A 24,045-nucleotide genomic window follows, 5' to 3' on the forward strand; every position below is an offset into this window, starting at 1 on the left:
TTTATCGTTTGCAGATAGCCTTAAAATCGCAATACGAACATTTTTTAGTATCTTCTGTCTGCGTAAAAGGCTCTTCTTCGCTGAATATTTCTTCTAATAATGTTTGCAGGCGTTCACGGAATTCATCTTCAAAGAAAGCGAAGTTGTTTACCGGTATTTTCGGTTTACGAGGTTCTCCCATTTCAATAACAGGCGAATAGTTTTCCGATGCTGCCCGGTGGATGTAGAGCAGAGCAGGAGCTACCATTAACGATTGTTGCCGGCTCATGATAGCAGCATACAGAAAAGTCTGGAAGATATAGTTCGGGCGTGTTTCCGATGGGGTAAACAGTTGCTCGATATTAGCAGGTATTTTAGGGCTTCCTCCTGTTTTGTAGTCAACAATCCGCAGGGTACTTTCTTTTGCATCCATACGGTCGATTGTGCCACCCAGACGGAGAGTGAACGGTCCTTGTCCTGTTTGTATAGTAATCTCTTCTGAAACTTTCTTTTCCATAGCGACCATTTCGAAAGGAGTATATTGAAGGTCGTTACGCAGCAATTGTTTCAGATAGGAAACAATTACTTTGGAGTTGATAAGTTGTATGCCGTTATATTCCGGTTTTTCTTCGGGAGAAACTTTGAATAATTCTTTTTTGAAGGCTTGGTCAACGTAGCTTTGTAGCTTCACGTCATTGCGTAATAAGCGTTCAAGATCTTCTTTCTGTATCGTTTTTCCGGTTGCAGTCAGGTCGGTGTATGCCAATTGGGCGGAGAGGTGGAAAATGGTTCCGAATAGAGCGGAATCAATTTCAGCACTCACTTCGTCCGGTGTTTTCAAGCCCGCTACATAGCGGTAGTAGAATCTCAACCGGCAATCCAGATAAGCATTAAGGGCGGAAGGAGAGAGAACCAGTGAATTTGGATGAGTGCTATCGTAAGCACGATAGATTCGTCTTAGTACTTCAGGTGTTTTTTCTACTCGTATCTCTTGGGTACTTTGCGGAGATTGTCCGGCTTCCAGATACTCGCGAGTGATATCATGTGGACCTTCTACAAGTAATTGCAGCATGAAGCGGGATTCTTCTCCACGGTTGAGACCGTCCGAAGAAGTATTGTAGAGTAGCGTGATATTCTCTGCCCGTTGTATCAGTCGATAAAAGTAGTAGGCATACACTGCATTTTTGTGTTCGATAGTGGTCATGCCAAATGCTTTCCGGAGATTATAGGGAATAAAAGAGGAATCTCCTCCGGATTTTGGAAGTTGTCCTTCGTTGAGAGACAATATAATGAGATTCCGGAAGTCCAGATTACGTGTTTCCAATACTCCCATGACTTGCATTCCGATAGCAGGTTCTCCGTGGAAAGGAATGTTAGAAGATGTCAGTACTTTGGTAATCAGTCGTTTCAGAGTATCGGTGCGTATATTTAGTTCTCCGCTTTCAATCAAACTGTAGAGACGGTTGATTTTGGTATGGCTTTGAAAGAGCGATTCTCTATATAGTTGATTGAAGATATCATTGTATTCTCCTTCTTTCCGATAAATGGTTGAAATGTTTTTGATTAATTCGATCAGATAATCGCATAGTTCTTTTATACCATTACGGGGAGTGAAGAGGGTAGTTAGAAAATCATCCTGTTTAAGTTCTGACGGAAGTGGATAAAAACGGTTTGTTTGGGTCAGTTCACGTTCCAGGGGACCGGCATGGGATGATAATTGCTGGGTATAGGGATGCTTCAATATGGCGGATACTGCCTCGTAAGTGAATCGGCCGGTATCGGAGTGGTAACCATTGGTTTGCAGTTCCATTACGGCATTGATAAAGCTATAAACAGGAGTTTGAGCCAATGGGAATCCCATGGTGATATTGACATTCTTCACTTCCTGCGGAATGGAATGAAGTACGGGAAGCAACAGAGCTTCATTACAAAGCACTACAGCATTTTCTTTTTCCTTTTCTACGGTAATTTGTGAATGATCGTTTGTTATCGCCTTAATCCATCCGGGAAGGAAACGTGCTTGGGCATTCTCGGTAGAAGCGGAAATATAACGTATTTTCTTCGGTTCTTTAAAGGTGTTGAAAAAGCTTTCCGGGAGTTCGTTCGGAAATTCCTCGAGATTACGTTTCAGGAATTCTCCGGCCTCATGTTTTTTGATTTGTTGGGTGTAGAAGATATCATAGTCCCAATAGAAGAGTGCCTTGCCCGCATCTTTCAGTTTTCTGAAAAAGTCACTTTCTACTTTGTTCAAAACGTTGAACCCGACAAATATGTATTTGTCGTATTTGAGTTGGTCGGTATCGAGTTGTTCGATCACGTTCCGGTAGAGCATGCCTTCGTAAGCAATGCCTAACTCTGTCAGGTTCGCACGGTAACGATGGTAGATAGTACCTAGCTTGTCCCAAAGGGAAATAAATTTTTCTTTTAGTTCGGTCCGTTTTTCAATGGAGAAATTCTGAAAAAACTGTTGTATGGCTTCTTCCTGCTCTTTGTCAAGGAATTCATAGTCATCCATCAGATTTTTCAAATCTTGTAGATTGCTGAATAATTTGTCGGCATCGACCATATTCTTATCTACATCATCAAAATCACTAATCAACAATTCGCCCCAGAAGTAGAAATCGTCCAATGTTTCCTGACTCCGTGTTTCCTCTTTGAACACTTTATAAAGTTCGCAGACCAATCGAATAGGATCGCCGCTTTTCTGTACGGATAGTTTCTGAAACAGGTCGCTGATACTCATGGCAGCTGGTGACCAGATCGGTTTATCGGATTCTCCTGCTAAATATTCATTGAAGAACAAGTTAGCACGTTTATTAGGGAAAACGAGTACCGTACGTGACAGGTCGTTTCCTATCTTGGTATATAAATCATGAGCGACTAGTTGGAGAAATGATTGCATATTGATTAAACTATTTTCTGATTCTTGTATTTATTGTAATCGGAACATAACAGGTACGGTGAAATAAACAGCAACTTTAGTACCATCTTCCAGTTCTCCCGGTTTCCATTTAGGCATTTGATTAATGACGCGTAAAGCTTCTTTATCCAGATAAGGATCTACGCCACGTAAAACTTTTGGTTTGACTATATTTCCTTCTTTATCAACGATGAACTGAATAATAGTACGCCCCTGTACACCATTACCTTCTGTTCCTGTATTAGGGTATTGAATCTTTTTTGCAAGAAATTCCATGAGAGCTTGCTGGTCTTCAGGAAAATCGGGCATAACAGGTACTTTCTCGTAAACGTCAGGATAGTTTATACGAGTATAAGTGATTCTCAATTCCGGGCCATACATCGCACTGAATGAAAGCATCAGATTGTATGTCACTTGTACTGTCTCATTTGCCAACATGCCGGGTGTCCAACGAGGAATGAGAGACATGACCCTTAATATTTCAGCTTCAACTTTGGGGTGTATCTTGCGGGTAATCTTAGGGTTGATAACTTGTCCGTCATAATCTATAGTGAATTTTACATCAGTGTATGTATTATTAGCAATACTATCTATTTCTGAATAACGAAGATTTTCTTTCAGAAATTCTATAAATTTTTCTGTTCCTCCGGGAAATTCCGGTAGCTTTTCCGGACCATAAAAGGGGGCTTCCCCTTTCATGTCTTTTTCTTGTATCAGGCTGTCAGCAGTAATGGTCCAATTCATTTTAGGGCATTGCAGTGTTTCTGCGTCCAATGAAGTAGGAGGTATTATTGTAAGTATACCAGTTGATAGTCCAAACAGAGCGATGGCCTTACCTACACGGCGTTTTCGTTCAAGTTGTTGCTCCAAATATCGAACTTCAGCTTCGCATTTGGGGCAAGTACCCAAACAATCTCCCTGATACTGACATTCAGAGGTGATGAATTCAATATCATTCGCTTCGGCTATCTGCCGACGAATCTCTTTTAAGATTTTACAGGTTTGTTTTCCTCTTGCCATGGCATTAATCATTAGGGGTTTTATAGGTGAATCGGTCGAATTGGGTGATTCCCATTTCTTTCAAAAGTTCTATGCTTTGGTCAATATCCTTCTCCGTATTATAGGAAGGGATGAGTGGTGTCCGAATAACGATTTGCTTGGCTTTGTCTTTCCCGATTAAATATCGCAAATTACCTAAGACGTTTTCATTATTCTTTCCGGTATATCGCTGATAGATGTTATTATTCATATCTTTGATGTCGATTATGTAATTGTCTATAATAGAAATCAGTTCTTCTACATTCTGTTGCGGAACATTGAGAGAGGTTTCGACAGTGATTCTCCATTCCGGTCCGCAGAGTTGGCGGAATTGCCTGATAAATTCGCTTTGTAATAATGGTTCTCCACCTCCAAATGTGACTCCTCCGCAGCTCGCCAGAAAGTAAAGTTCGTCTTTGCGTACTTCCTCATAGAGTTGGTTACAATCGTATCTCTCCCAAACGCCATCAGGCTGTAGAGAAGTTGGATTGAGACAATATTTGCAACGCAACGGACAGCCATGGAAAGCAACTAATGTTGTAACTCCTTCACCGTCAATCGTTAGTCGATGGCGGGCAATGCCGATGAGAGGAACAGCTTTCATACTTTTTCTATTTTTTCTTCATCCACATACCACAAGTAGCCGGTGATATTCTTATATCCCATCTTGGTAAGAAGTTGCATATATCCTTTCACTTGTTTGTTATATTTAGGATTTTCCTTACCAAACTTGAAATCGACTACAACAACCTGATCGTCTTTCATCATTACACGATCCGGACGACGGGTTTGCAAAATTCCTTTTTCTTTATAGATAATAGCACATTCATTAAACAGTGTCCATTTTCCGGAATACCAATCTTGAATTTCAGGAGAAGAAAAAGCTTTCTTTGCAACTTCACGAGCCACTTTTTCTTTCTCGTCATTTCTGATAACTCCTTCAAAAATAAGCCGTTCGATGGCTGGATCGATATCTTCTGCAGTTTCGATGACAGAAAATAAAGTATGTAACATACGTCCGCGGTTGATAAAGCGGTCGTCCGAATCTTCTTCTTCAATGCCCTGAATGAAGTCAGCAGAGCGGTTGGACTGACGAAATTCAATATCATGCCGCATGGATTCCATCCGAATAGGGAGTTTCTCTGGTTTCTGGGTTAGCTTGTTTGTGGATGTCTTGATTCTTTCTTTTTCGGAAGGGCATAGTTGTCCTTGCTCATAACAGTCTTCTTCCCAGTCAATCCCTTCTTCTTGGGCTACTATCGGTAGGGTGTTTGCCAATAGTTCGGACATGGTACCTTTTTGACTTTTTCTACTCCAGATAATGAGATTTTTTCCAGCGCGGGTAAAAGCAACGTATAGTAGATTGAGATTATCTACCCAAAGTTGAAGACGTTCTTGCAGGTAGTCGTTACCATAAATCGATTCAGCCATTTGGGTGGAATAGTTAATAGGAAGAATATCCAATGTATTGAATGGTGCTGTTTGCGGGGCACACCATACAAGCTGATTATTGGTTTCATTCTCCAGTTTCCAGTCGCAGAAAGGAAGGAGTACGGTATGGAATTCCAATCCTTTGGATTTGTGTATGGAGAAAATCCGGATACCTTCTACTTCTCCACTCGGAATTGTTTTACTGCATAATGTTTCGTCCCAATACCGGATGAATCCGTCTAGCTCGGAAGAGTTGCTTTGCAGATAATCGATCACCGCATCAAAGAAAGCGAATAAATAAGCATCCTGATCTTTGATAAGATTCATCTCGAATATGCTGAAAAGTTCTTCTAAAAGCTCATAGAGAGGCATTAACCTTAGTTCCTTTGTCTTTTCAAGAAAAGCGGCGGGAAGATAATTCTCGGCAGGGAGGAGTAGGAGAGTATTCCAATCCAGTCCTTTCTGTAAAACCTCGTTTTGATAGGCTACGGCCAGTTGGGCACGTGCTATTTTATTATTTTCATCGGAAAGGAATCGCAGTGCATCCAACATCATACAAATGGCAAGAGAGGCGTCAAGGCGGAAGGCTTCGTCTGATACCACTTTATAGTGTAGCTCCTTATCGAAGTAGTCGGCGATTCGAGGAATGCTTTTATTTTTTCGTACCAGGATGGCTATATCATTCAGTTGTACTCCGGAGGTGAGGAGATGTTGCACTTCTTCTCCCAAGCTAATTAATGTCTGTTCGGTATAATCATGTTCTTCGTCGGGTTCGAGAAAAGAGACTTTTACATATCCTTTTTCTGTACTTCGGGGAGATTCCTGCACAACGTCGGCATAGGCTTTTTGCAAATCCTCACAATCTTTGCCTAATTGCTGTTTATACACTCCGTTCAGATAGTTGGCAGCAGCTGTGAAGATTCGATTGTTAAACCGGATGACATTCGTTTCACTTCTCCGATTGGTGGCTAACGTCTTGACGCGGATCGGGAAATGCTCGATGTGGTCATTCAGGCTGTTGAGAATTCCCCAATCACCATTCCGCCAACGATAAATGGACTGTTTGACGTCTCCTACAATCAAACTGTCTGCTCCTTGAGACAGCCCTTCGAGCAAAAGCAGTTTGAAGTTGCCCCATTGCATTCGGCTGGTATCCTGAAACTCGTCTATCATGACATTATGGATATTTGTCCCTATCTTTTCGAATACAAAAGAGGAGTCACCGTCTTTCACCAGTTGGTGAAGCAGGGCGTTCGTGTCTGACAACAGAAAACGGTTGTTGTCGTGGTTCAACTGACGTACTTCTTCGTCGATATTGGCGAGAAGTTGCACTTTATTGAGATGTTGCAAGGATAACCGGCAACTATTCAGTAACAAATTATTCTTGGAACGCAACTTTTCAGCATCTTCCAGAATTTGTATAAGGCTGGAATTAGCCAGGTTGATGATATCCGCATAACGGGGAGAAGTCTTGGTTGCCCAATTTTTGGCATCTTCCAGACATTTCTCTACTGTGGCATTACGGATATCATTGCTTAAAACGCCATTATTCAGTTTACGGAAATAACTTCCGATTCCGCGTGAACCGTTTTTCAGATCATCAGCAGTTAATGCGTGACCATCTAGTTCTCCTTCGAATTGGTCGTAGAATCCTTTCATTTGCTCCAGTATTTCCGTTTCCAGAGCTTTCAGTTGTTTGCGGTATTCTTTGATGGTGTTCGGATTACGCAGTCGTTGCCGAAGTCCTTCTCCTTTTTCAATATAGCCTTCATCGAAAATATTGCGTCCAAAACTTTTAACTTCGTCTGATACATTCCAACGTTTATCATCGGCAATTCGCTCATTGATATAGTCTAATAACCATGCGAGGACAGGGGAAGTGGGACCTAGTTTCTCGATCATGCTATCTACGGCGTCACTAAGAACTTCGGTGTTGTTTAACTCGATATTCAGGTTCGGACTAAGTTCCAGCTCCCGTGCGAGGTTACGCATGACAGATTGGAAAAATGAGTCGATAGTCTCTACCCTGAACCGGCTGTAATCATGCAGCATATAGCTAAGGGCAATGCCTGCCGCTTCCCGTATCTCCTGCTCTGTTTTTCCTGTCTCTTCTTTGATACGGTTGAGATAGGCTTCCGAATCTTTATCACCTATCTGTATGCCGTAAAGCTGACTAAGAATACGTTCCTTCATTTCTGCTGTTGCCTTATTGGTAAAGGTTACAGCGAGAATTTGCCGGTAGGCACGGGGATTGAAAATTAATAGTTTGATGTATTCCACGGCCAGGGTAAATGTTTTACCCGAACCTGCAGAGGCTTTATAGACTAAAAGTTCACTCATGTTTTTGTTTAAGGGATATATTCGATTTTAGCAACGATTACTCGTATCTCTTCCGGTTCTTTCCCGGCTTTTACTAATGCCTGATGGAAGTTTTTAGGGAAGAACATGAAGAATGTGTCCGGAGTGGAATCTACATATTTTATTTTTTTGGCTTTGTAGAAAGTAACATCCGGTTTATATTCGGTGATAGGCTCCGCATATTCGGCTGAAGTAATTCCGAAACGTTCGGTACCTTTTACTACATATTGCAAATCGATGCCGTGGCGGTGTGCTTCAATTTTACGTTTACTGACATCTTGTGTTGTTGCATCCTGCACATTGATGTAGCAATGTTCACCATCTACTTCGTATCGTCCGGCAGGCATATTTACGAGGTCGTGGGTAGCTAGCCATTGGAAAGTCTTGTCCCACACTTTCTTGTTCTTGTGATATTGTGAGGCAAACTCCTGATAATCGGTTGTCTTATGAGGCATTGCCTTCAGCCCGTTCGCCCATTCTTGCTTCTGTGTCCATTGGCGGGCTTGTTTAAGAGTCCAGTTGTCAGCAGATTCTTGTGAACATACATTTTCTGTGAAGAAGAAAAGAAAAAGTCCGATAAACAGGCTTGAACTACTAAATACGAAGTTTGATTTCATGATTGTTCGAAAAAATTAGGTCCGAAAATAAGTATGAATAAAGGTAGATAGTCTTTTAAAGCTACTCGTAATAGCTTTAAAGCTTGTCCAATTCTGTAATTAATCGTTTGTGGAGATACATTCAGTTTCTCGGCAATTTCTTTATGCGTCAGATGTTGATTACGGTTCATCTCGTAGGCTTCGAGATATTCTTTCGGAAGTCTTTTTAATGCTTCTTCATATAGACGGAAAAGCTCATCACTCAAATAGAAGTCCGGGTTATTGAGCTCACTATCATATTTATCTACGATTTCCTGATGTACTTTTCGTTTAATCTCAAAATGGGAAAGACGGTTGAGGGCTTTGTTCTTGACAATCGTAAAAAGAAGAGTTTTGAGTGTCAGATCTTCCATCAGAGTACAACGGTTTTCCCACAGCCACATCATTGTTTCCTGCACAATCTCCTCTATTTCTTCCTGCTCACTTACGTATTGAGAACAAAAAGCACATAGCCTACGGAAATAATGTCTGTAGACGACGTCAAAAACTTTTTCCTCTCCTGCTTTTAAGGCAGTGATGACGGACTTATTATTATTAATATCCAAATATATCGGAGATTGTGGCATTCTCTTTTAATTTATGTAAGACAAAAATAATGAAAGAAGTAGATAAATGAAATAAAAATGCGAGAAAAAATATTTTTTTCTTTTTTCGTTTAGTATATTTGTACTCACAACTGTATTACTACAAAGGTTTTATAGTTTTTTTATTGTAAAAAGGTTAAATGAGCATGGATGAAACTATCTTGTTGAATTATCTGCAGGGTGAATGTAATGATGAAGAAGCTGCCCGGGTGGAAACTTGGTGCGAGGAAGAACCGGGGAATCGGAAAACTTTAGAGCAACTTTATTATACTCTTTTTGTAGGTGAACGTATAGCGGTGATGAATGCTATAGATACAGAGGCGTCATTAGATAAATTTAAGTCGGCTATCAGAGAAAAGGAGAAAAAGACTAAACGGAAAAATATCTCAATCCGTTGGGGACGTTATGCTACTGTGTCTGCTGCTTTTCTTACCGGACTTGTTTTTGCCGGTGGAATTGCCTGGGGATTACTTTCCAATAAACTTTCAGATTATGAGGTGATAACTGCTGCCGGACAGAGAGCACAGACTGTACTGCCGGATGGTAGTAGGGTATGGCTGAATGCATCTTCTAAATTAGTTTATCATAATTCTTTCTGGAGTTCGGATCGCCAAATCGATTTGTCGGGTGAAGCTTATTTCGAGGTTTCCCATGATAAACATGCTCCATTTATCGTAAACAGTAAACAAATCAAGACTTGTGTGCTTGGTACGAAATTTAATGTGCGTGCGCGTGAAGAAGAGAATAGGGTAGTGACTACCTTGCTTCAAGGTTTGGTGCGGGTGGATTCTCCACGAACGGAAGAGAATGGCTATTTACTGAAACCGGGACAGACATTGAATGTGAATACGGATACTTATCAGGCAGAGTTGATTGAATATAACCAGCCTACGGATGTGCTCCTGTGGATGAAAGGTAAGTTGGAATTCAAGCAACATTCTTTATTGGAAATAACCAATATTATGGAGAAGTTGTATGATATTAAATTTATCTATAAGGATGATGCTTTGAAATCAGAACGGTTTACCGGTGAATTCTCTACTGATAGCACTGCTGATGAAATACTGAATGTTTTGATGCATACAAATCATTTTTCTTATAAGAAAGACGGACGGATTATTCGGGTGATGAAGAAATAAGATATAAATAAGTCTTTTTACAGGGGGATTCTTAACTCATTAAGAATCCCCCTTTCCTTTATGGCTTTCTTAGATCATTAGAGAAACAAGTGTTTGATCGAAAATTTTGTTTTGGTGCAGTTTTGAACAAACTTCACCGTGGTGAGCCCATCTAAATAGAATTAGTTAAAAACCGCATTCAGCTTTCAGTCTACTTAAAAAGTTCCTTTTCATCGGTGCTTTTGGCTGAACGCGAACCTGAAAACAAAAAGGAGATGTAAATAGTCTCTTTTTTAGAGTCTCTATTTACCTTCAATAGAGCCGCTGTTTGAGTGAAACATAGCCTTCGTTTTATGCGAATAGAGACTCTGATTTACTAACCCGGCATGTCGACGACTTTAACCCGACATATCAATGTCGCTCTTTATCAAGGCGTTTACGAACAAAACTGAAACGGCTGAAACCGGATAATAGCGTAAAGATTCAGTAGGAGAAATTTAATTCAAAACCATAAGTCATAAGAAAGATGTACAAAGATGAACTAACAAGTAGAGATCTGGAGTATTCTTTTGGGAGATAGATTGATAGTCTGGAAGTATGTTTGTGAAGTATGTTTCTAAAATAGAGGGTAATCCATTGGATTACCCTCTATTTTATCATTTCTATGTTACCTATTCATTATGTTTATTCACTTTTGGGTTCGTAAACATTAAATTCTGTAACATCCGTACGACCGTTTGTAGAGATAGTGATAATCTGATATTTTAGATATCGCGTAGTAATAGGAGAGATGAACGTGATGTTTTGTGTACTACTACCGGGTATTGCTAATGAACTTAATGATTTCCATGTCATACCATTTTCAGACTGTAATATTTCCACTTCTCTAGGAGCATATGCATTTCCCCAGTGATTCGTTTTGATGCCTGTTAAAACCTTAGTTTCTCCTAAATCAACGGTGAACCAGAAGCCTTTATTATTTAGAGCAACGTCAGTTCCAGTCTTGCTGCCATCAATTAAATTATTAGGCGCGCCGTCTACTCCTTCTTCCACATTAACAATCCAACCTACACGATTACTGATAAGTTGGCTATTGCTAGGAGTACCACTTTTTAGATTACAGTAGGCAGCTTTATTAATGATGACAGGTAAGATACTTAAATTACTGCTAATGACAGTGTTCTTATCATTGGTAGTTACATTACTGATTGATACACTGAAAGAGAAACTTGTTTTTTCCATGATACTGGCGAATATCGTTGGATCGACCGTTGCAGTGATTTCTTCAGAAGTCATCTGTCCTTCTTTGAGAGTAACCTGTGAGGAACTTAAAACGATCTGGCTTGCATCAAGCCCTTCTGTTTCACTTTTTGCACTTAATGCGATAACCATATCTGTAGAGACTGCTTTCTGTGTTTTTACAGTAAAAGCCATCTTAATTTCATCTCCTCCGATTCCATTCGCATCATGAGTCAGATTGAACTTTTTTACATTCCCCGATAAATAGTCATTTCTCTGTAGAGACACATACGTAGCATTCCACTCGTTAAAAACTTCTTCATCATCACTACAGGACGAAATGAATGGGACAAACAAGCCGAGTAGAGTTGCTATTGATAGTGATTGAAATATATTTTTCATATACATATACAATTTAATTTTTACTATTTCCATTCAGTAGCCTTATCTGTAGATAAAATACCGTCAATCCAGGTAGGAGTAGCAGAAGTTGTCAAAGTATGACCTTTACCGGTTGCATCTTCGAACACATTACCTTGTCCTTCATTGAATCGCCAATAAGCTTCCAAACCTACAGATTTAGGGCTAACTTGCGTCATGTTATTCTGAATTTGAGAAGCGGAACGAACTACGGACCAAATACGTGCTTCACTCATCAAAATTTTACAGTTTCCCCATCTACTATAAGAATCATCACCTAAGCAGAACCAATTTACATCAGAGAAAGTTGTTGCTCCTGTTGGTATACTCAACACACCCGAATCAACTCCGTTTATGTAAAGTCGATAGTTGGAACCATCACAGACCAATGCTAAATGTTGCCATTCGTTTGGCTTGAAAGAATTACTTGGATTCAAATAAAGCCGGTTACGTCCTACAATCTGTACTAATGAATGTGCCTTATAATTTTCATTGTCACTTTGAGGATCCTCAAAACGTAAAAGGATGAAGTTTGCATCATCTCCTCCGTTTTTAAAGACTGCACGGTCACGGTCAGCTGTGTTGGCTACCTGAAAACGAACCTCTATCGTATATTGTGAATACGTTTCGGGAGATTCTGTGAATTTATTAGCTTTTAAACTAGGAGCGCCAACAAACATTGGAGCTGAAAATTCGATAATACTTTCTGCCAAAATAACAAAGGTTCCGGTATTTTCCATCGGTGAAATACTTCCATCTTGCAATACTAGTTTTACAGGCAGTGCATATGATTCTCCCGATTTCATCATTTCCTGACTGAAAGCTTTCAAAGCGATGGAGAGGGCATCGGCTGCATATTGTCCTGCTTTTACAGTAATCGTTTCCGGCAACGTATAATAATCTTTGGGCAACATTATATATCCGGTTCCATTAATATGGTTATAAGTGTCCAGTACTGATTGATCTGTAACCAATTTATAATGATTATCTGTAGAAGAAAGATTACTAAGATGCACATTTAGGGTAGTAAAACTTTCTCCAGTAGCCTGTACGGTCACTTTTTGACTTGTACTGGAAAGAGCTTCTTCAATATAAGCATGTGTATCTAAAGTATCGTATTTTGCATCTCCACAACTTACTATACTTCCTAAGCCTGTTATGACTGCGGAGAAGCATAAAATTTTTATATAATTCATACGTTTCATAGTTTACATTAATTTTTAAGTAATGAATGTGATGACGGGTTCATAATTTGAATAGCACGGCGTATATTTTTATATTCTGGTGAAGTTCCATACTCTGCTTCCATATGATAGGTTCCTGCACCACCTTTACGGAATCCGTTACTTGGTTGCCAGCGTGCCATTCCTTCAAGAGATTTCATTTTGTTACCATAACGATCAGTGTAATCATATCCACCGTCCATAGCAGCATCGGTAGCCTCGAAATTCTCGGTCATGATGGTCATCTTCGTGATTTGTTCTTCAGACATGACACTGCTATACGTCTGAACAAGTCCTGCACCTGCTACGCCGCCTGTGATAAGACGTTTATCGAGTTTAGAATCACTGCCAGGACTACTATTATTGTAAGCCTGAATGATAAAATAGTCAAAATATAACCCGACTTCAGGTCTACCTGTTATGCTCTGTGGTTCGCCATCGATAACTAATAATTTACCAGTTCCTGATTTCGGACCGAAATATTTGCCTAGTTCATCAACAAATGCAAACATTCTATCGTCTTCGTCTACGATATTACCGGAGTTGCCAAAATTAGGTTCATAATCGATATCAAAGCCGTCGTAACCATATTTGTTTACTGTATCGGCAATGGCGCTTGCATATTTGCGAATGGATGCTTCTATTGCTTCCTTATTTGATTCATCGGAAGGCCATCCCCAAAAATCATTCACAGCTTCTTTTTCGGATGAAAATCCCATATTTTCCCAATTTTCACGAATATTCTGCGGAGTAATTTGATCGCCTACACTTCTGATAATAAAACACATGGTAAAACGAGTACCTTTAACTTGTTGGCAAAATTCCAGATCTTTTTTTTGAGCTTCTGTAATGTTCGACCAATTTCCCCAAATAGAAACAATATCTACACTATCAGGAATACCGGCTAAAGAACTTTTCATATAGGCACCTTCACCACTCCAGCCACCAAACCAACCAAATGCAACTTGGTGATCTGTCTGTTTATAGGCACGCAAGGCCGCATAATATTCATCCGATACGATCGATTCGGGAAAAGTTTTTGCTTCTGACTCCGTCCAGTCACTGCAACCGATCAATGAGGTCGTTGCCAGTGATATGAGTACAATGTATAATAAATAAATTTTCTTCATAAAAGTCCTTTTTATGCATTATATAAATTAGTTCTTTTTAGCCCACTTTAAGTCAGTAGCTTCGTTATCAGCACCGCCTAGTTCTGCTACTCCCAGATCATAATTGGCTTTATTGTTTTGTGCCTCTGTATAAGGGAAACTTAGACGACGCATACCGCGTTGGCTGCTCACACCACAATCTGATAGATTGTCGATACAAGGATAAAGTTCCGGATAACCTGTACGGCGATATTCAGCCCATGCTTCCAATCCTAATGGATAATTGGCGATCCATTTTTGAGTAATGACACGTTGGAAATTCTTTCCATTTACGTTGTCAGCCTCGCTGTCATCCCACATTACACTCACAGTATTGGTAATTGTAGCAGTAGCATTTTGCACAACATCACTTTCATGTGATACGACAGGAGCCTCGTCAATCTTCATGTATTCAGTGGCTGAAACCTGATATTGTTCCATTGATAAATTAATACCATCTTCGTAATAGGCTTTTGCTGTTTTAGAACCGACATTCCAACCACGCAATTTTCCTTCTGCACGTAAAAACGCTGTCTCTGCAGCACAGAAAACCATTAATTTAGAAGTTGCCGTATATGCAGGAATAGAGAATCCTGCTGCATCTGCCTTTTTAAAATCAGCATCTCCAGTACGCATACCTACATATTTATCTGTTTTCCCGGCAAGGGTAGACTTATTAAAGAACTTCGGCATACGTGGATCGCCATATGCATTCATATAATCTACAATATTTGCATTCACACGCAGATCACCCCAACTTACAGCTGCCAGTTGATAGGGATTACTCTGCGTGCCACAAGAAAGCATAGCATTATCCGAATTACTTTCAATCAATCCTGCTTTATGTGTTACTGCTGCTTCAGCTGCCTCTTGAGCAATGCCAGGCCATGTTCCGCTGATTCGCATTGCAACACGTAAACGCATTGAATTGGCTAGCTTAGCCCAACCTGAATAATTTCCATCAAAAACCGGATCATTGGCTCCCAATGGGGCATTACCATTTGTTTCTACATAATAGTTGTACAAAACATCGGCTGCATTGGCTAAATCACTTAATATACTGGTATAGACCTGTTCCTGGGTATCATAAGATACATAGAAATTACCCTTCTTTACTTGGCTGTAAGGCATCGGTCCATAACAATCCGCAACGCGAAGCATTGTTATTGCACGTATCATACACGCAAAAGCATAATAATGTCCCGTAGAATTTGTCGCTTCTTGTATTTGGAAAAAGTTTCCATATATTTTTTCAAACGGAGTGTTCCAGGGGGTAGCATTCCAGGCATCACTCTGATTGAATGTGCTGAAGTTTGTACCACTCCATGTGTTAGAACAGCATAGATAGCCACCTAACTGTCCCACCATCTGATCTTGCATTTGAGAGTCATTCTGCTGAATATTCACAATTGTTTCAATCATAGATTTCATCAAAGTCGCAGGGTCTGCATCATGAATTTGATATTGATTCGTATTATACTCCTCAAATTTATCGGTACAACTTCCTGCCAGTAACAACAGAGCGGCACCGACTGTGATATTTCTTAAATATTTTCTCATAACATTAGCTTTTTCTTTTAAAATTGAACTTTCACATTAAAACCGAAGTTACGCAAGCTGGGTTGCATAAAGTAGTCTACATTCATATAATAGTTACTGGAGGTAGAGGCAGACAATTCCGGGTCAAATGGGGCTTTACAATAAATCATCCATAAATTACGTCCTACAATACCCAAAGTAACATTCGCCACATTTTTAAACCATCTTTTAGGAAGTGTATAGTTTAGACTCAATTCCTGCAAACGTACATTGGTTGCACTATATAGATAATAACGACCGTAGCCACCTTCACCCGTACCAATAGTCTGGTAATACTTTTGGGCGTTAACTTTGCCGTTATTAATAGGTATACCACCATTATCACGAGCTGTTGCAGATGTTTCGGATACTCCATAATAATCTAAAATACCTTGAGTAGCCGAATAAGCTAATCCGCCTACACGGGCTGATAATACAACTCCTAAATCAATTCCTTTATAAGTGAAATGATTGGTCCATCCGAGGTTGAAATCAGCATCCAGATTACCTACTTTTACCGGAGTGTTTGATGAAGTGATACCCAGATTACCATTCTGATCGACTTTTATATTACCGTTATTGTCTTTTGTCAGCTGGTTGTATACATAGATATCAGTCATGGAACCTCCTTCTGTCAGGATGACGCGAGGAGCTACATTCTCTTTACCTAACCAACCCACATTCATTTCATCCATTTGGATAGCTTCTCCTGTCACGGGATTCACGCTACCGCTTGCCAGTCGTTTCACCTTGTTACGGTTTAGAGTGAAGGTCGCATTAGAAGACCATCCGAATCCTGCCCATTTATCACTGAATCCTAAAGCTAATTCAATACCCTGATTTTGCACGTTACCAGCTTGTACAATCGCTTGTTTATATCCGGAAGAAGAGGGGATATCTACCTTAAATGTTTGGTTCAGTGTGTTAGAACGATAGTAAGTAGCGTCTAAATTAAAACGATTTCCCCAGAATTTCAAGTTCAAACCGATTTCCCAGGATTTAGTCTTTTCAGGTTTCATATTGTCCATCGGATATACGGTCGGATTCGCCCAGTTATGTGTCTGGCTGTTGTATTCGTACCCCGGATTAGTAAGGAAACGATCGAAAGAAGAGGCTACCACTGTATACGAACCGCGTATTTTAGCATAAGAAATCACCTCTGGTAGTTTAACCATTTCTGATAATAAAGCCGATAAACCGACTGACGGATAAAAGAACGATTTTTGTTTGGAGAATGCGAGTTTTGAATCCCAGTCATTACGTCCGGTTACAGTTAGATACAGTTGATTTTTCCAACTTAATTCAGCACTGGCAAAAATACTTTGAATTTCATCTTCATATCCGGTAGGATCCGGTTTATAGTTGGCAGAGAAATTAATATTGTTGATCTGGAAGAAGTTGGGGATAACCAGGTCACCTGCAATATATAACTGATCCATTGAAGTATGATATATGGAAGCACCAACATTGGCTGTTAAATGAAAATCACCAAATGTTTTATCTATATTAGCCAGGAAATCGGCATATAAAGAACGTTCCTGACGCATGGCATCTTCAAAACCACCACTTACACCACAGAATGTTGTTAATGTAGAAGCTGATTTTTCGTTTTTATTCCGGTAGTCGGAATTGTCCAGATTGACGCGACCGACAACATTGAGCCAATCTGTAGCCTGCCATTTCAAAGAAGCGTTCATCATATAACGTTTCTTGTTGGAAGTACGGTTGATGCGATTTTGTATCCAATATGGATTTTGTAATGACAAACTTGCATCACCATAAGGCCAATATTGTTCCATATAGCCGTAGTTAGTATTATAACGTTCATACAAACGAATTTCGTCAAAGTTGTCTCCACGAGGGAATAGATACAGTGATGGGAGAGGGTTATAATACTGTCCTTGAGAAACCATGTTTTTGTTGTTCTGAACGATATATTGTGCACCGATATCCAGAGTAAGTTTATCATTCAGGAAATGGGTGGTATTACGTGCCGTAAAATTATAACGGTTATAGGAGTTATTCGGAAGAATTCCACCGGAGTTAGTTGTAGAAGCAGAAAGATAGGTCTGGTTTTTGGTATTTCCTGTAGATAATGCTACCGAATTGATAACATTGGAGCCTGTTTCAAAGAAGTCAGATGGGTTATATCGACGGTTTGTCAATTCTCCCCAGCTGAATAATCCGGAACTTGTACCATAACGGTTCTGCATATCCGGCATAATATATGCTTTAGAGAAAGTAGTACTGTTGGATACTGTTATGGTAGTTTTCTCTGTTTGGCCTTTTTTAGTAGTAATTAAAACAACACCGTTTGCCGCAGCAGAACCATATAATGCTGCCGCAGAAGGACCGGTCATCATACTAATACTAGCAATATCGTCCGGATTTAAGTCAGCAACAGCATCTGATCCTCCCATCTCTCCAAATAATCCTTCGCCACCGCTTTTTCCTGTATTAAAAATAGGTACACCGTCAATTACATACAATGCATTGTTATCTTTAGTCAGAGATTTCATACCACGCATAACAACACGTGTGGCACCACCAGCACCGGTTGCACCACTATTAATCTGAACACCGGCAACCTTTCCTGATAGTGAATTCATAAAATTGGCATCTTTTACAGCTGTCAATTCGTCACCTTTTACCTCTTGTACATTATAACTTAACGCCTTAGTTGCACGCTTGATACCCAATGCAGTAACAACTACTTCGTCCAATACTTGCGTATCTTCTCCTAAGGTTACTTTTATAGGTTGTGCGTTGGCAAGCGTGATTGTTTGGGAGAAAATCAGTTTCATATACTTTTTCTAGATCCAATTCTTGTTAGATAAATAGATTAGATGTTCTATTTTTAAGATATCAGGCTAAATACAATTGAGCAAAATCAATGAATGAAAGAAAAAGTTAGTAAGATTGCACATGAATATGCAGTAATTAAATTGTTTTTATTCATATATGCGGTATGAATATTCGATAAAAGACGTTTTCTCAGGAATGTTCCACACCGAGAATCACTTCGTTTCTCGGTGTGGAACATTTTGATTCTTTAAATGGAACCTAACAAATCATTTAAAGAATAATAATAACTTGTTTTATAGTAGTTGTTTTCTTCTAGTTAGTGCCGATAATACAAAGAACGGAATCTTTTCATTTGATTAATATTGTCAATATTAGATACTATTCTATCACTACGCGGGCGATAAAAAGAATAATTTGCAATAATATTATCCTTTTTTATTTGAATTATGTTTGGCTAAAGTGGAAATCCCTGCGGTTTTCAAAACACTCCTGATAACAAGATGCATATTCTAAATTATAGGTAATCTGAATATGCGTTTTTTAATATTATACTCACTTTTATCCTATATCAATTATTGGTCCATTTTTCATTGTACATACAATTTGCATGCAAATGTATTAATCTAGAGATTAAAGTTAGTCAATAATTGAGCATTCCTTATTCTTTCCTCTTTTTCAAAGTATGCTAAATAGTGCTCGGTTACAGATAAGTTAGAGTGTCCCAAGCTTTCAGAAATATATGAGGTTTTTGCACCTCCACGTTTTAATACTGTAGCAAAAGAATGCCTTGCCGTGTAAGTCGTCAACTGAAAAATTCCAATGTCTTGGGCTATTTTTTTAAGTCTTCTGTTACATTTGGTTATAATACGCCGTACCAATCTAATCTTTTCAAAGGCATCTTCAGTTCCTCTAGCATATTTAAAAATATACGTTTGCGGGCTTAATCTTGGATTACCCCATTTTTGAATAATATTCCACATTTCAGGAGTAATGATTGCATGTATCTCTTTGTTATGTTTGGTAGTTCGAGATGTCTTAGAGCGTACAAAGCATATTTCTCCATCCATAATATTTGAATACTGAAGAAATAATAAATCCATAAAATTAATGCCATTACATAAATAAGAAAACACCCAGAGATCCCTAAATTCTTCTATATCTTTTGTTTCACATTGATAAGACATTACTTTTTTTATTTCAGAAAGAGTAAGTGCTAATTTACGTCCACACCCTTCAGGAATTTCATATTTATTCTTTCCAAAAGGAAAAGATGATTCTTTTATGATACCATCATGTACAGCACGATTTAAGACACACTTTAAAGCTCGGAAATAAATACTTATGCTTGAATAGCTTTTACCTTCTGATATCCAAAATTTTTCACAACGTTTAAGCCAATCAATTGTAATGTTTTCCAAAGGTATAGTGGAACCTCCGAAATCTTCTAAACTTTTTAAAGCACTTTGATAATTTAAGTAAGTGTTTGCTTGTTCATTGGCTTCCAGTTCTTTCATTTTTAAGCGAAAAGCACTGCGCAAAGTCATATCATTCATCTGCCTTCCTAACCTGGCGCTTAATGTTTCAATACTAAATTCTCCTTTTTGTATCAGTTCGTTAACTTGTTGCTTAATAGTTGAAAAACTACTCTCTATATCTGATCGAATTTCTGCCAATAACCGGCTTTTTACTTTTAATAACCTTGCCCAATCTTCTTTTGACACTTCCTTCCCAGTTGAGTAATATTTTTGCTTTCTTCTATATACCACTTGAACTTTAACAGGAAACTGTCCACTCTTTTTTGCTCTTCTGGTATCTAATATGGTTAAAACCGAAATTCCATCTTTTGAATATTTGAACATAAAATGAATATTTATATCTATACAATAGGTAAAGCATACATATATTGTATGCAAAATGTATGCAAATGTAATAAATCAGCCTGATTTTAATAAGTACATAAGATTCTATTTATCAAATATTTGAGTATTTATTTTTCAATTAGGAATCTTTCTATTCTATTTTTTTCGAAAAAAATCTTATCTTCGTTTAGTAAGGTTACAACATAAAATGTATTACTATTGAATAAGCGCTTATGGAATTTATTTTAAGTATAACCTTTAAATTTATTAATTATGAGAAACAGAGATACATGAAACCTTTGTGTGAAAACGGTAATCTCATTTACCGCCTCTAATTACAAATTCTCTAAAAACTATTTCTAATTAAAAAGAATAAGATGAAAGAAATTATAAAACACAAGTTTTCATACTTGTTATTCTTCCTTTTGTTGGTTTCGTGTTTTGCTTCAGCTTATGGGCAAGAACGAACGATCACTCTTAATCTATCGAAAGTACCCTTGAACACTGCTTTGAAAGAAATTGAGAAACAAACTTCAATGTCAGTAGTCTATAACACAAATGATGTCGATATAAATCGTGTCATATCTATCAAGGTAACAAAAGAATCTTTGAATAATGTAATGAATCAGTTATTCAGAGGAGTTAATGTCAGTTTTTCAATAGTAGATAATCATATTGTACTTTCTGCGAAGAGTAATAAAGAAGAGCAGCAGAAAAAAACACCAATTACTGCAAGTGGTACTGTTACTGATTCAAAAGGAGAACCATTGATTGGAGTTAGTATTTTGGTAAAAGGAACTTCAAATGGTACTATCACTGATATGGATGGAAATTTCAAAATACAAGCAGCTAAAGGTGATGTACTTGAAGTATCCTATATCGGTTATGCCTCCCAAGCAATCACACTTACCAACGCACAACCCTTGAAAGTTACCCTAGGAGAAGATACGCAAGTATTGGATGAAGTAGTTGTTACTGCATTGGGTATCAAGCGGTCAGAGAAAGCATTGACGTATAATGTACAACAGGTGAAAGGGGATGAACTTACAACTGTAAAGAGTACTAACTTTATGGGAGCACTGGCTGGTAAAGCAGCAGGGGTACAGATTAATTCTAGTGCTTCAGGTCCAGGCGGTGGTGTAAAGGTTGTAATGCGAGGTGCTAAATCTATTACGCAGAATAATAACGCTCTCTATGTGATTGATGGTATTCCAATGTATAATCGTGCTTCTTCCGGGGGTGATGGAGCTATGGCTACACAACCGAGCAGTGAATCAATAGCTGACATTAATCCGGATGATATTGAGAGCATGTCGTTGTTGACAGGACCTTCTGCAGCTGCATTGTATGGATATGAAGGAGCTAATGGAGTAGTATTAATTACTACCAAGAAGGGACGTGCTGATAAGACAACCGTGACTTATAGTAATAATACCACATTCAGTGATCCTATGATGATGCCTAAGTTTCAAAATACTTATGGTAATATGACAGGTGAAATGATGAGCTGGGGATTAGAAACTGATAAGAGATACGATCCTGCAAATTTTTTTAATACAGGAAGCAATGTATCCAATGCACTTTCTCTCTCTACAGGTAATGATAAGAGTCAAAGCTATATCTCTGTAGCCACAACTAATGCAACAGGCATTATGCCCAATAATGACTATGATAGATATAATTTCTCATTCCGTAATACTACCAACTTCTTGAATAATAAGTTTATTTTGGATACAAGTGCTAACTATATTATTCAAAACGATAAGAATATGGTATCGCAAGGGCAGTATTTTAACCCACTTACTTCTTTGTACTTGTTCCCACGTGGCGAAGATTTTTCTGATGTAGCTGTATACGAACGTTATGATGATTTGTCGGGTGTAAATACTCAGTATTGGTCATATGGTGATTTAGGCGGTGTTTCGTCTCAAAATCCTTATTGGATTATGAATCGTATGAATCGTGAGAACGATAGAAGACGTTATAAATTGGCTGCTAGTCTACAATATAATATCATTGAAGGGCTAAATGTACAAGGACGTGTGAGCATCGATAACACCGAAAGTAAATACACCGAAAAATTCCACGCAGGTACGGTCGGTAATTTTGCCGGTCCAAAAGGGCGATATAAAGAAGAAAACCGTCTAGACAGACAAGTGTATGCTGATGTATTGGCGAACTTCAATAAAACGTTCAATGAATTTAATGTAACGGCCAATTTGGGTGCTTCTATTAAGGATCTTCGTATGGAGTTGACTTCTTTGCATGGAGACTTGAACAATGTAACTAATCATTTTACCATCGAAAACCTTACACGCAGTGGTTATTATAAAGTAGATGCTGATGGTTTAAAGCGTCAGACACAATCAGTTTTTGCTAATGCGGAAATAGGCTGGAGAAGTTTTCTCTACTTAAGTCTCACCGGACGTGCTGACTGGGATTCTTCTCTGGCTCTTTCAGAAAGAGGAAATAAACCGTTTTTCTATCCTTCTATTGGTCTTTCAAGCATTTTGAGTGAAGTTATTGATTTGCCTGAATGGTTCTCATTCTTAAAAGCACGTTTTTCTTTCACTTCGGTGGGTAATGCCTATGATCCATATTTGACAAAGGTACGTTATGTTTATGATGATCAGCTTGACCAATATAAAGCAGAATCTTTGTATCCAAACTCTGATTTGAAACCAGAAATTACTAAATCTTATGAGGCGGGATTGAATATGCGTTTCTTCAAGAATACATTGAATTTTGATATTACTTATTACAACTCTGATACACGTAACCAAACATTCGCTGCGCCTCTTCCGGCAAGTTCTGGGTATACGGCTGTTAACATCCAAGCAGGTAGTGTACAGAACCAAGGTATAGAGATGGCCTTAGGATATAAAAATGAGTGGCGTGATTTCGGTTGGTCCAGTAATTTTACTTTTACTTATAATAAGAATAAAATTAAAAGATTGGCTGATGGTGTTACAAACAGAATTACGGGGGAACCGATTGAAATGCCTTATGTAGACAAAGCAAGATTAGGAGGCTCTACTTCACCGGTAGTACGCCTGACAGAAGGTGGTTCTATGGGAGACCTGTATATCAACCGTGACTTTAAACGCGATAATAATGGTTATATCTATTTGGATGCCAAGACAGGTTTGCCAAGTATGGTGGAAACCGAATATAAGAAAATCGGTTCATTGCTTCCAAAGGTTAATTTAGGATGGAGAAACTCATTTACTTATAAAGGTTTACGTCTGAATATATTGTTAAGCGGACGTTTTGGTGGTTTGGTTGTATCTAATACACAAGCTTTCCTTGATCGTTGTGGTGTTTCCGAATATAGCGCACAACTTCGTCAGGCTGGAGGAGTAACCATCAATAACAGAAATGTATCCGCTAAGGATTATCTCGGCATAGTAGCGGCTGGTACTGGTGAAGGTGACCACTATGTATATGAAGCAACCAATATTCGTTTGCAGGAGGTTAGTCTTGAATATACACTCCCTAAAAAGTGGTTGTATAACATTGCTGATGTAACATTAGGTTTAATCGGAAATAATCTGGGCATGATATATTGTAAGGCACCGTTCGATCCTGAATTGGTTGCGTCATCTACCAGTACATTCTATACTGGTGTGGATTATTTCATGCAACCTAGCTTGAGAAACATGGGATTTAGTATAAAAGTACAATTCTAA

Annotated in this window: 14 protein-coding genes; 2 read left to right on the plus strand and 12 right to left on the minus strand. The window is 38.7% G+C overall.

What is annotated here, in order from left to right; translation table 11 throughout:
• Window position 1: 1 nt before the first annotated feature.
• The 6 genes from INE92_RS05185 to INE92_RS05210 are packed head-to-tail and all read right to left on the minus strand — an operon-like array spanning window position 2 to window position 8,948.
• Window positions 2-2,881, minus strand: coding sequence for a PD-(D/E)XK nuclease family protein (locus tag INE92_RS05185; protein ID WP_015531216.1), 2,880 nt, complete (start codon window positions 2,879-2,881; stop codon window positions 2-4).
• Between the two features lie 30 nt (window positions 2,882-2,911).
• A complete protein-coding gene (locus tag INE92_RS05190; protein ID WP_233476927.1) occupies window positions 2,912-3,919 on the minus strand; it encodes an energy transducer TonB in 1,008 nt (335 codons plus the stop codon).
• Between the two features lie 4 nt (window positions 3,920-3,923).
• The gene (locus tag INE92_RS05195; protein ID WP_008640556.1) at window positions 3,924-4,541 is read right to left on the minus strand and encodes a radical SAM protein; all 618 of its coding nucleotides are present in this window, start codon (window positions 4,539-4,541) and stop codon (window positions 3,924-3,926) included.
• Window positions 4,538-7,708 (minus strand): UvrD-helicase domain-containing protein, encoded by a 3,171-nt coding sequence (locus INE92_RS05200; RefSeq protein WP_015531214.1) that lies wholly within the window; start codon window positions 7,706-7,708, stop codon window positions 4,538-4,540. Before INE92_RS05200 ends, INE92_RS05195 begins: the two co-directional genes overlap by 4 nt.
• A gap of 8 nt (window positions 7,709-7,716) precedes the next feature.
• Window positions 7,717-8,343, minus strand: a complete 627-nt coding sequence (locus tag INE92_RS05205) for a YhcH/YjgK/YiaL family protein (RefSeq protein WP_008640554.1) — start codon at window positions 8,341-8,343, stop codon at window positions 7,717-7,719.
• Window positions 8,340-8,948: an RNA polymerase sigma-70 factor gene (locus INE92_RS05210; protein WP_008640553.1), complete on the minus strand. Its 609-nt coding sequence runs from the start codon at window positions 8,946-8,948 to the stop codon at window positions 8,340-8,342. Before INE92_RS05210 ends, INE92_RS05205 begins: the two co-directional genes overlap by 4 nt.
• 164 nt (window positions 8,949-9,112) lie before the next feature.
• Here INE92_RS05210 and INE92_RS05215 point away from each other — a divergent pair, with 164 nt between their 5' ends.
• The gene (locus tag INE92_RS05215; protein ID WP_120070481.1) at window positions 9,113-10,105 is read left to right on the plus strand and encodes a FecR family protein; all 993 of its coding nucleotides are present in this window, start codon (window positions 9,113-9,115) and stop codon (window positions 10,103-10,105) included.
• 663 nt (window positions 10,106-10,768) lie between these two features.
• Here INE92_RS05215 and INE92_RS05220 read toward each other — a convergent pair.
• The 6 genes from INE92_RS05220 to INE92_RS05245 all read right to left on the minus strand — a co-directional run bounded on the left by INE92_RS05220 (window position 10,769) and on the right by INE92_RS05245 (window position 20,356).
• Window positions 10,769-11,725 (minus strand): DUF4999 domain-containing protein, encoded by a 957-nt coding sequence (locus tag INE92_RS05220; protein ID WP_195435719.1) that lies wholly within the window; start codon window positions 11,723-11,725, stop codon window positions 10,769-10,771.
• Between the two features lie 23 nt (window positions 11,726-11,748).
• The gene (locus INE92_RS05225; protein WP_009039644.1) at window positions 11,749-12,948 is read right to left on the minus strand and encodes a DUF1735 and LamG domain-containing protein; all 1,200 of its coding nucleotides are present in this window, start codon (window positions 12,946-12,948) and stop codon (window positions 11,749-11,751) included.
• Between the two features lie 8 nt (window positions 12,949-12,956).
• Entirely contained in the window at window positions 12,957-14,096 is a 1,140-nt protein-coding gene (locus INE92_RS05230; RefSeq protein WP_195435708.1) for a glycoside hydrolase family 18, read from the minus strand.
• 27 nt (window positions 14,097-14,123) lie between these two features.
• Complete coding sequence (locus tag INE92_RS05235; RefSeq protein WP_004313625.1) at window positions 14,124-15,674, minus strand: SusD/RagB family nutrient-binding outer membrane lipoprotein; 1,551 nt, start codon at window positions 15,672-15,674, stop codon at window positions 14,124-14,126.
• Window positions 15,675-15,691: 17 nt separating this feature from the next.
• Window positions 15,692-18,496, minus strand: coding sequence for a SusC/RagA family TonB-linked outer membrane protein (locus INE92_RS05240; RefSeq protein WP_151923315.1), 2,805 nt, complete (start codon window positions 18,494-18,496; stop codon window positions 15,692-15,694).
• A 624-nt stretch (window positions 18,497-19,120) separates the two neighbouring features.
• The gene (locus INE92_RS05245) at window positions 19,121-20,356 is read right to left on the minus strand and encodes a site-specific integrase (protein ID WP_004314041.1); all 1,236 of its coding nucleotides are present in this window, start codon (window positions 20,354-20,356) and stop codon (window positions 19,121-19,123) included.
• A gap of 377 nt (window positions 20,357-20,733) precedes the next feature.
• Here INE92_RS05245 and INE92_RS05250 point away from each other — a divergent pair, with 377 nt between their 5' ends.
• Window positions 20,734-24,045 carry a TonB-dependent receptor gene (locus INE92_RS05250; RefSeq protein WP_212701978.1) on the plus strand — a complete coding sequence of 1,104 codons (3,312 nt, stop codon included), beginning with the start codon at window positions 20,734-20,736 and terminating at the stop codon, window positions 24,043-24,045.

The sequence above is a fragment of the Bacteroides xylanisolvens genome, assembly GCF_018289135.1.
Taxonomy (GTDB): Bacteria; Bacteroidota; Bacteroidia; order Bacteroidales; family Bacteroidaceae; genus Bacteroides; species Bacteroides xylanisolvens.

What these genes read in the sequence shown, in the direction of transcription:
- INE92_RS05230 (WP_195435708.1), bottom strand. Translation starts at nt 14,096, where the DNA reads ATGAAGAAAATTTATTTATTATACATTGTACTCATATCACTGGCAACG.
- INE92_RS05210 (WP_008640553.1), bottom strand. Translation starts at nt 8,948, where the DNA reads ATGCCACAATCTCCGATATATTTGGATATTAATAATAATAAGTCCGTC.
- INE92_RS05250 (WP_212701978.1), top strand. Translation starts at nt 20,734, where the DNA reads ATGAAAGAAATTATAAAACACAAGTTTTCATACTTGTTATTCTTCCTT.
- INE92_RS05215 (WP_120070481.1), top strand. Translation starts at nt 9,113, where the DNA reads ATGGATGAAACTATCTTGTTGAATTATCTGCAGGGTGAATGTAATGAT.
- INE92_RS05195 (WP_008640556.1), bottom strand. Translation starts at nt 4,541, where the DNA reads ATGAAAGCTGTTCCTCTCATCGGCATTGCCCGCCATCGACTAACGATT.
- INE92_RS05225 (WP_009039644.1), bottom strand. Translation starts at nt 12,948, where the DNA reads ATGAAACGTATGAATTATATAAAAATTTTATGCTTCTCCGCAGTCATA.
- INE92_RS05200 (WP_015531214.1), bottom strand. Translation starts at nt 7,708, where the DNA reads ATGAGTGAACTTTTAGTCTATAAAGCCTCTGCAGGTTCGGGTAAAACA.
- INE92_RS05240 (WP_151923315.1), bottom strand. Translation starts at nt 18,496, where the DNA reads ATGAAACTGATTTTCTCCCAAACAATCACGCTTGCCAACGCACAACCT.
- INE92_RS05220 (WP_195435719.1), bottom strand. Translation starts at nt 11,725, where the DNA reads ATGAAAAATATATTTCAATCACTATCAATAGCAACTCTACTCGGCTTG.
- INE92_RS05185 (WP_015531216.1), bottom strand. Translation starts at nt 2,881, where the DNA reads ATGCAATCATTTCTCCAACTAGTCGCTCATGATTTATATACCAAGATA.
- INE92_RS05245 (WP_004314041.1), bottom strand. Translation starts at nt 20,356, where the DNA reads ATGTTCAAATATTCAAAAGATGGAATTTCGGTTTTAACCATATTAGAT.
- INE92_RS05190 (WP_233476927.1), bottom strand. Translation starts at nt 3,919, where the DNA reads ATGGCAAGAGGAAAACAAACCTGTAAAATCTTAAAAGAGATTCGTCGG.
- INE92_RS05235 (WP_004313625.1), bottom strand. Translation starts at nt 15,674, where the DNA reads ATGAGAAAATATTTAAGAAATATCACAGTCGGTGCCGCTCTGTTGTTA.
- INE92_RS05205 (WP_008640554.1), bottom strand. Translation starts at nt 8,343, where the DNA reads ATGAAATCAAACTTCGTATTTAGTAGTTCAAGCCTGTTTATCGGACTT.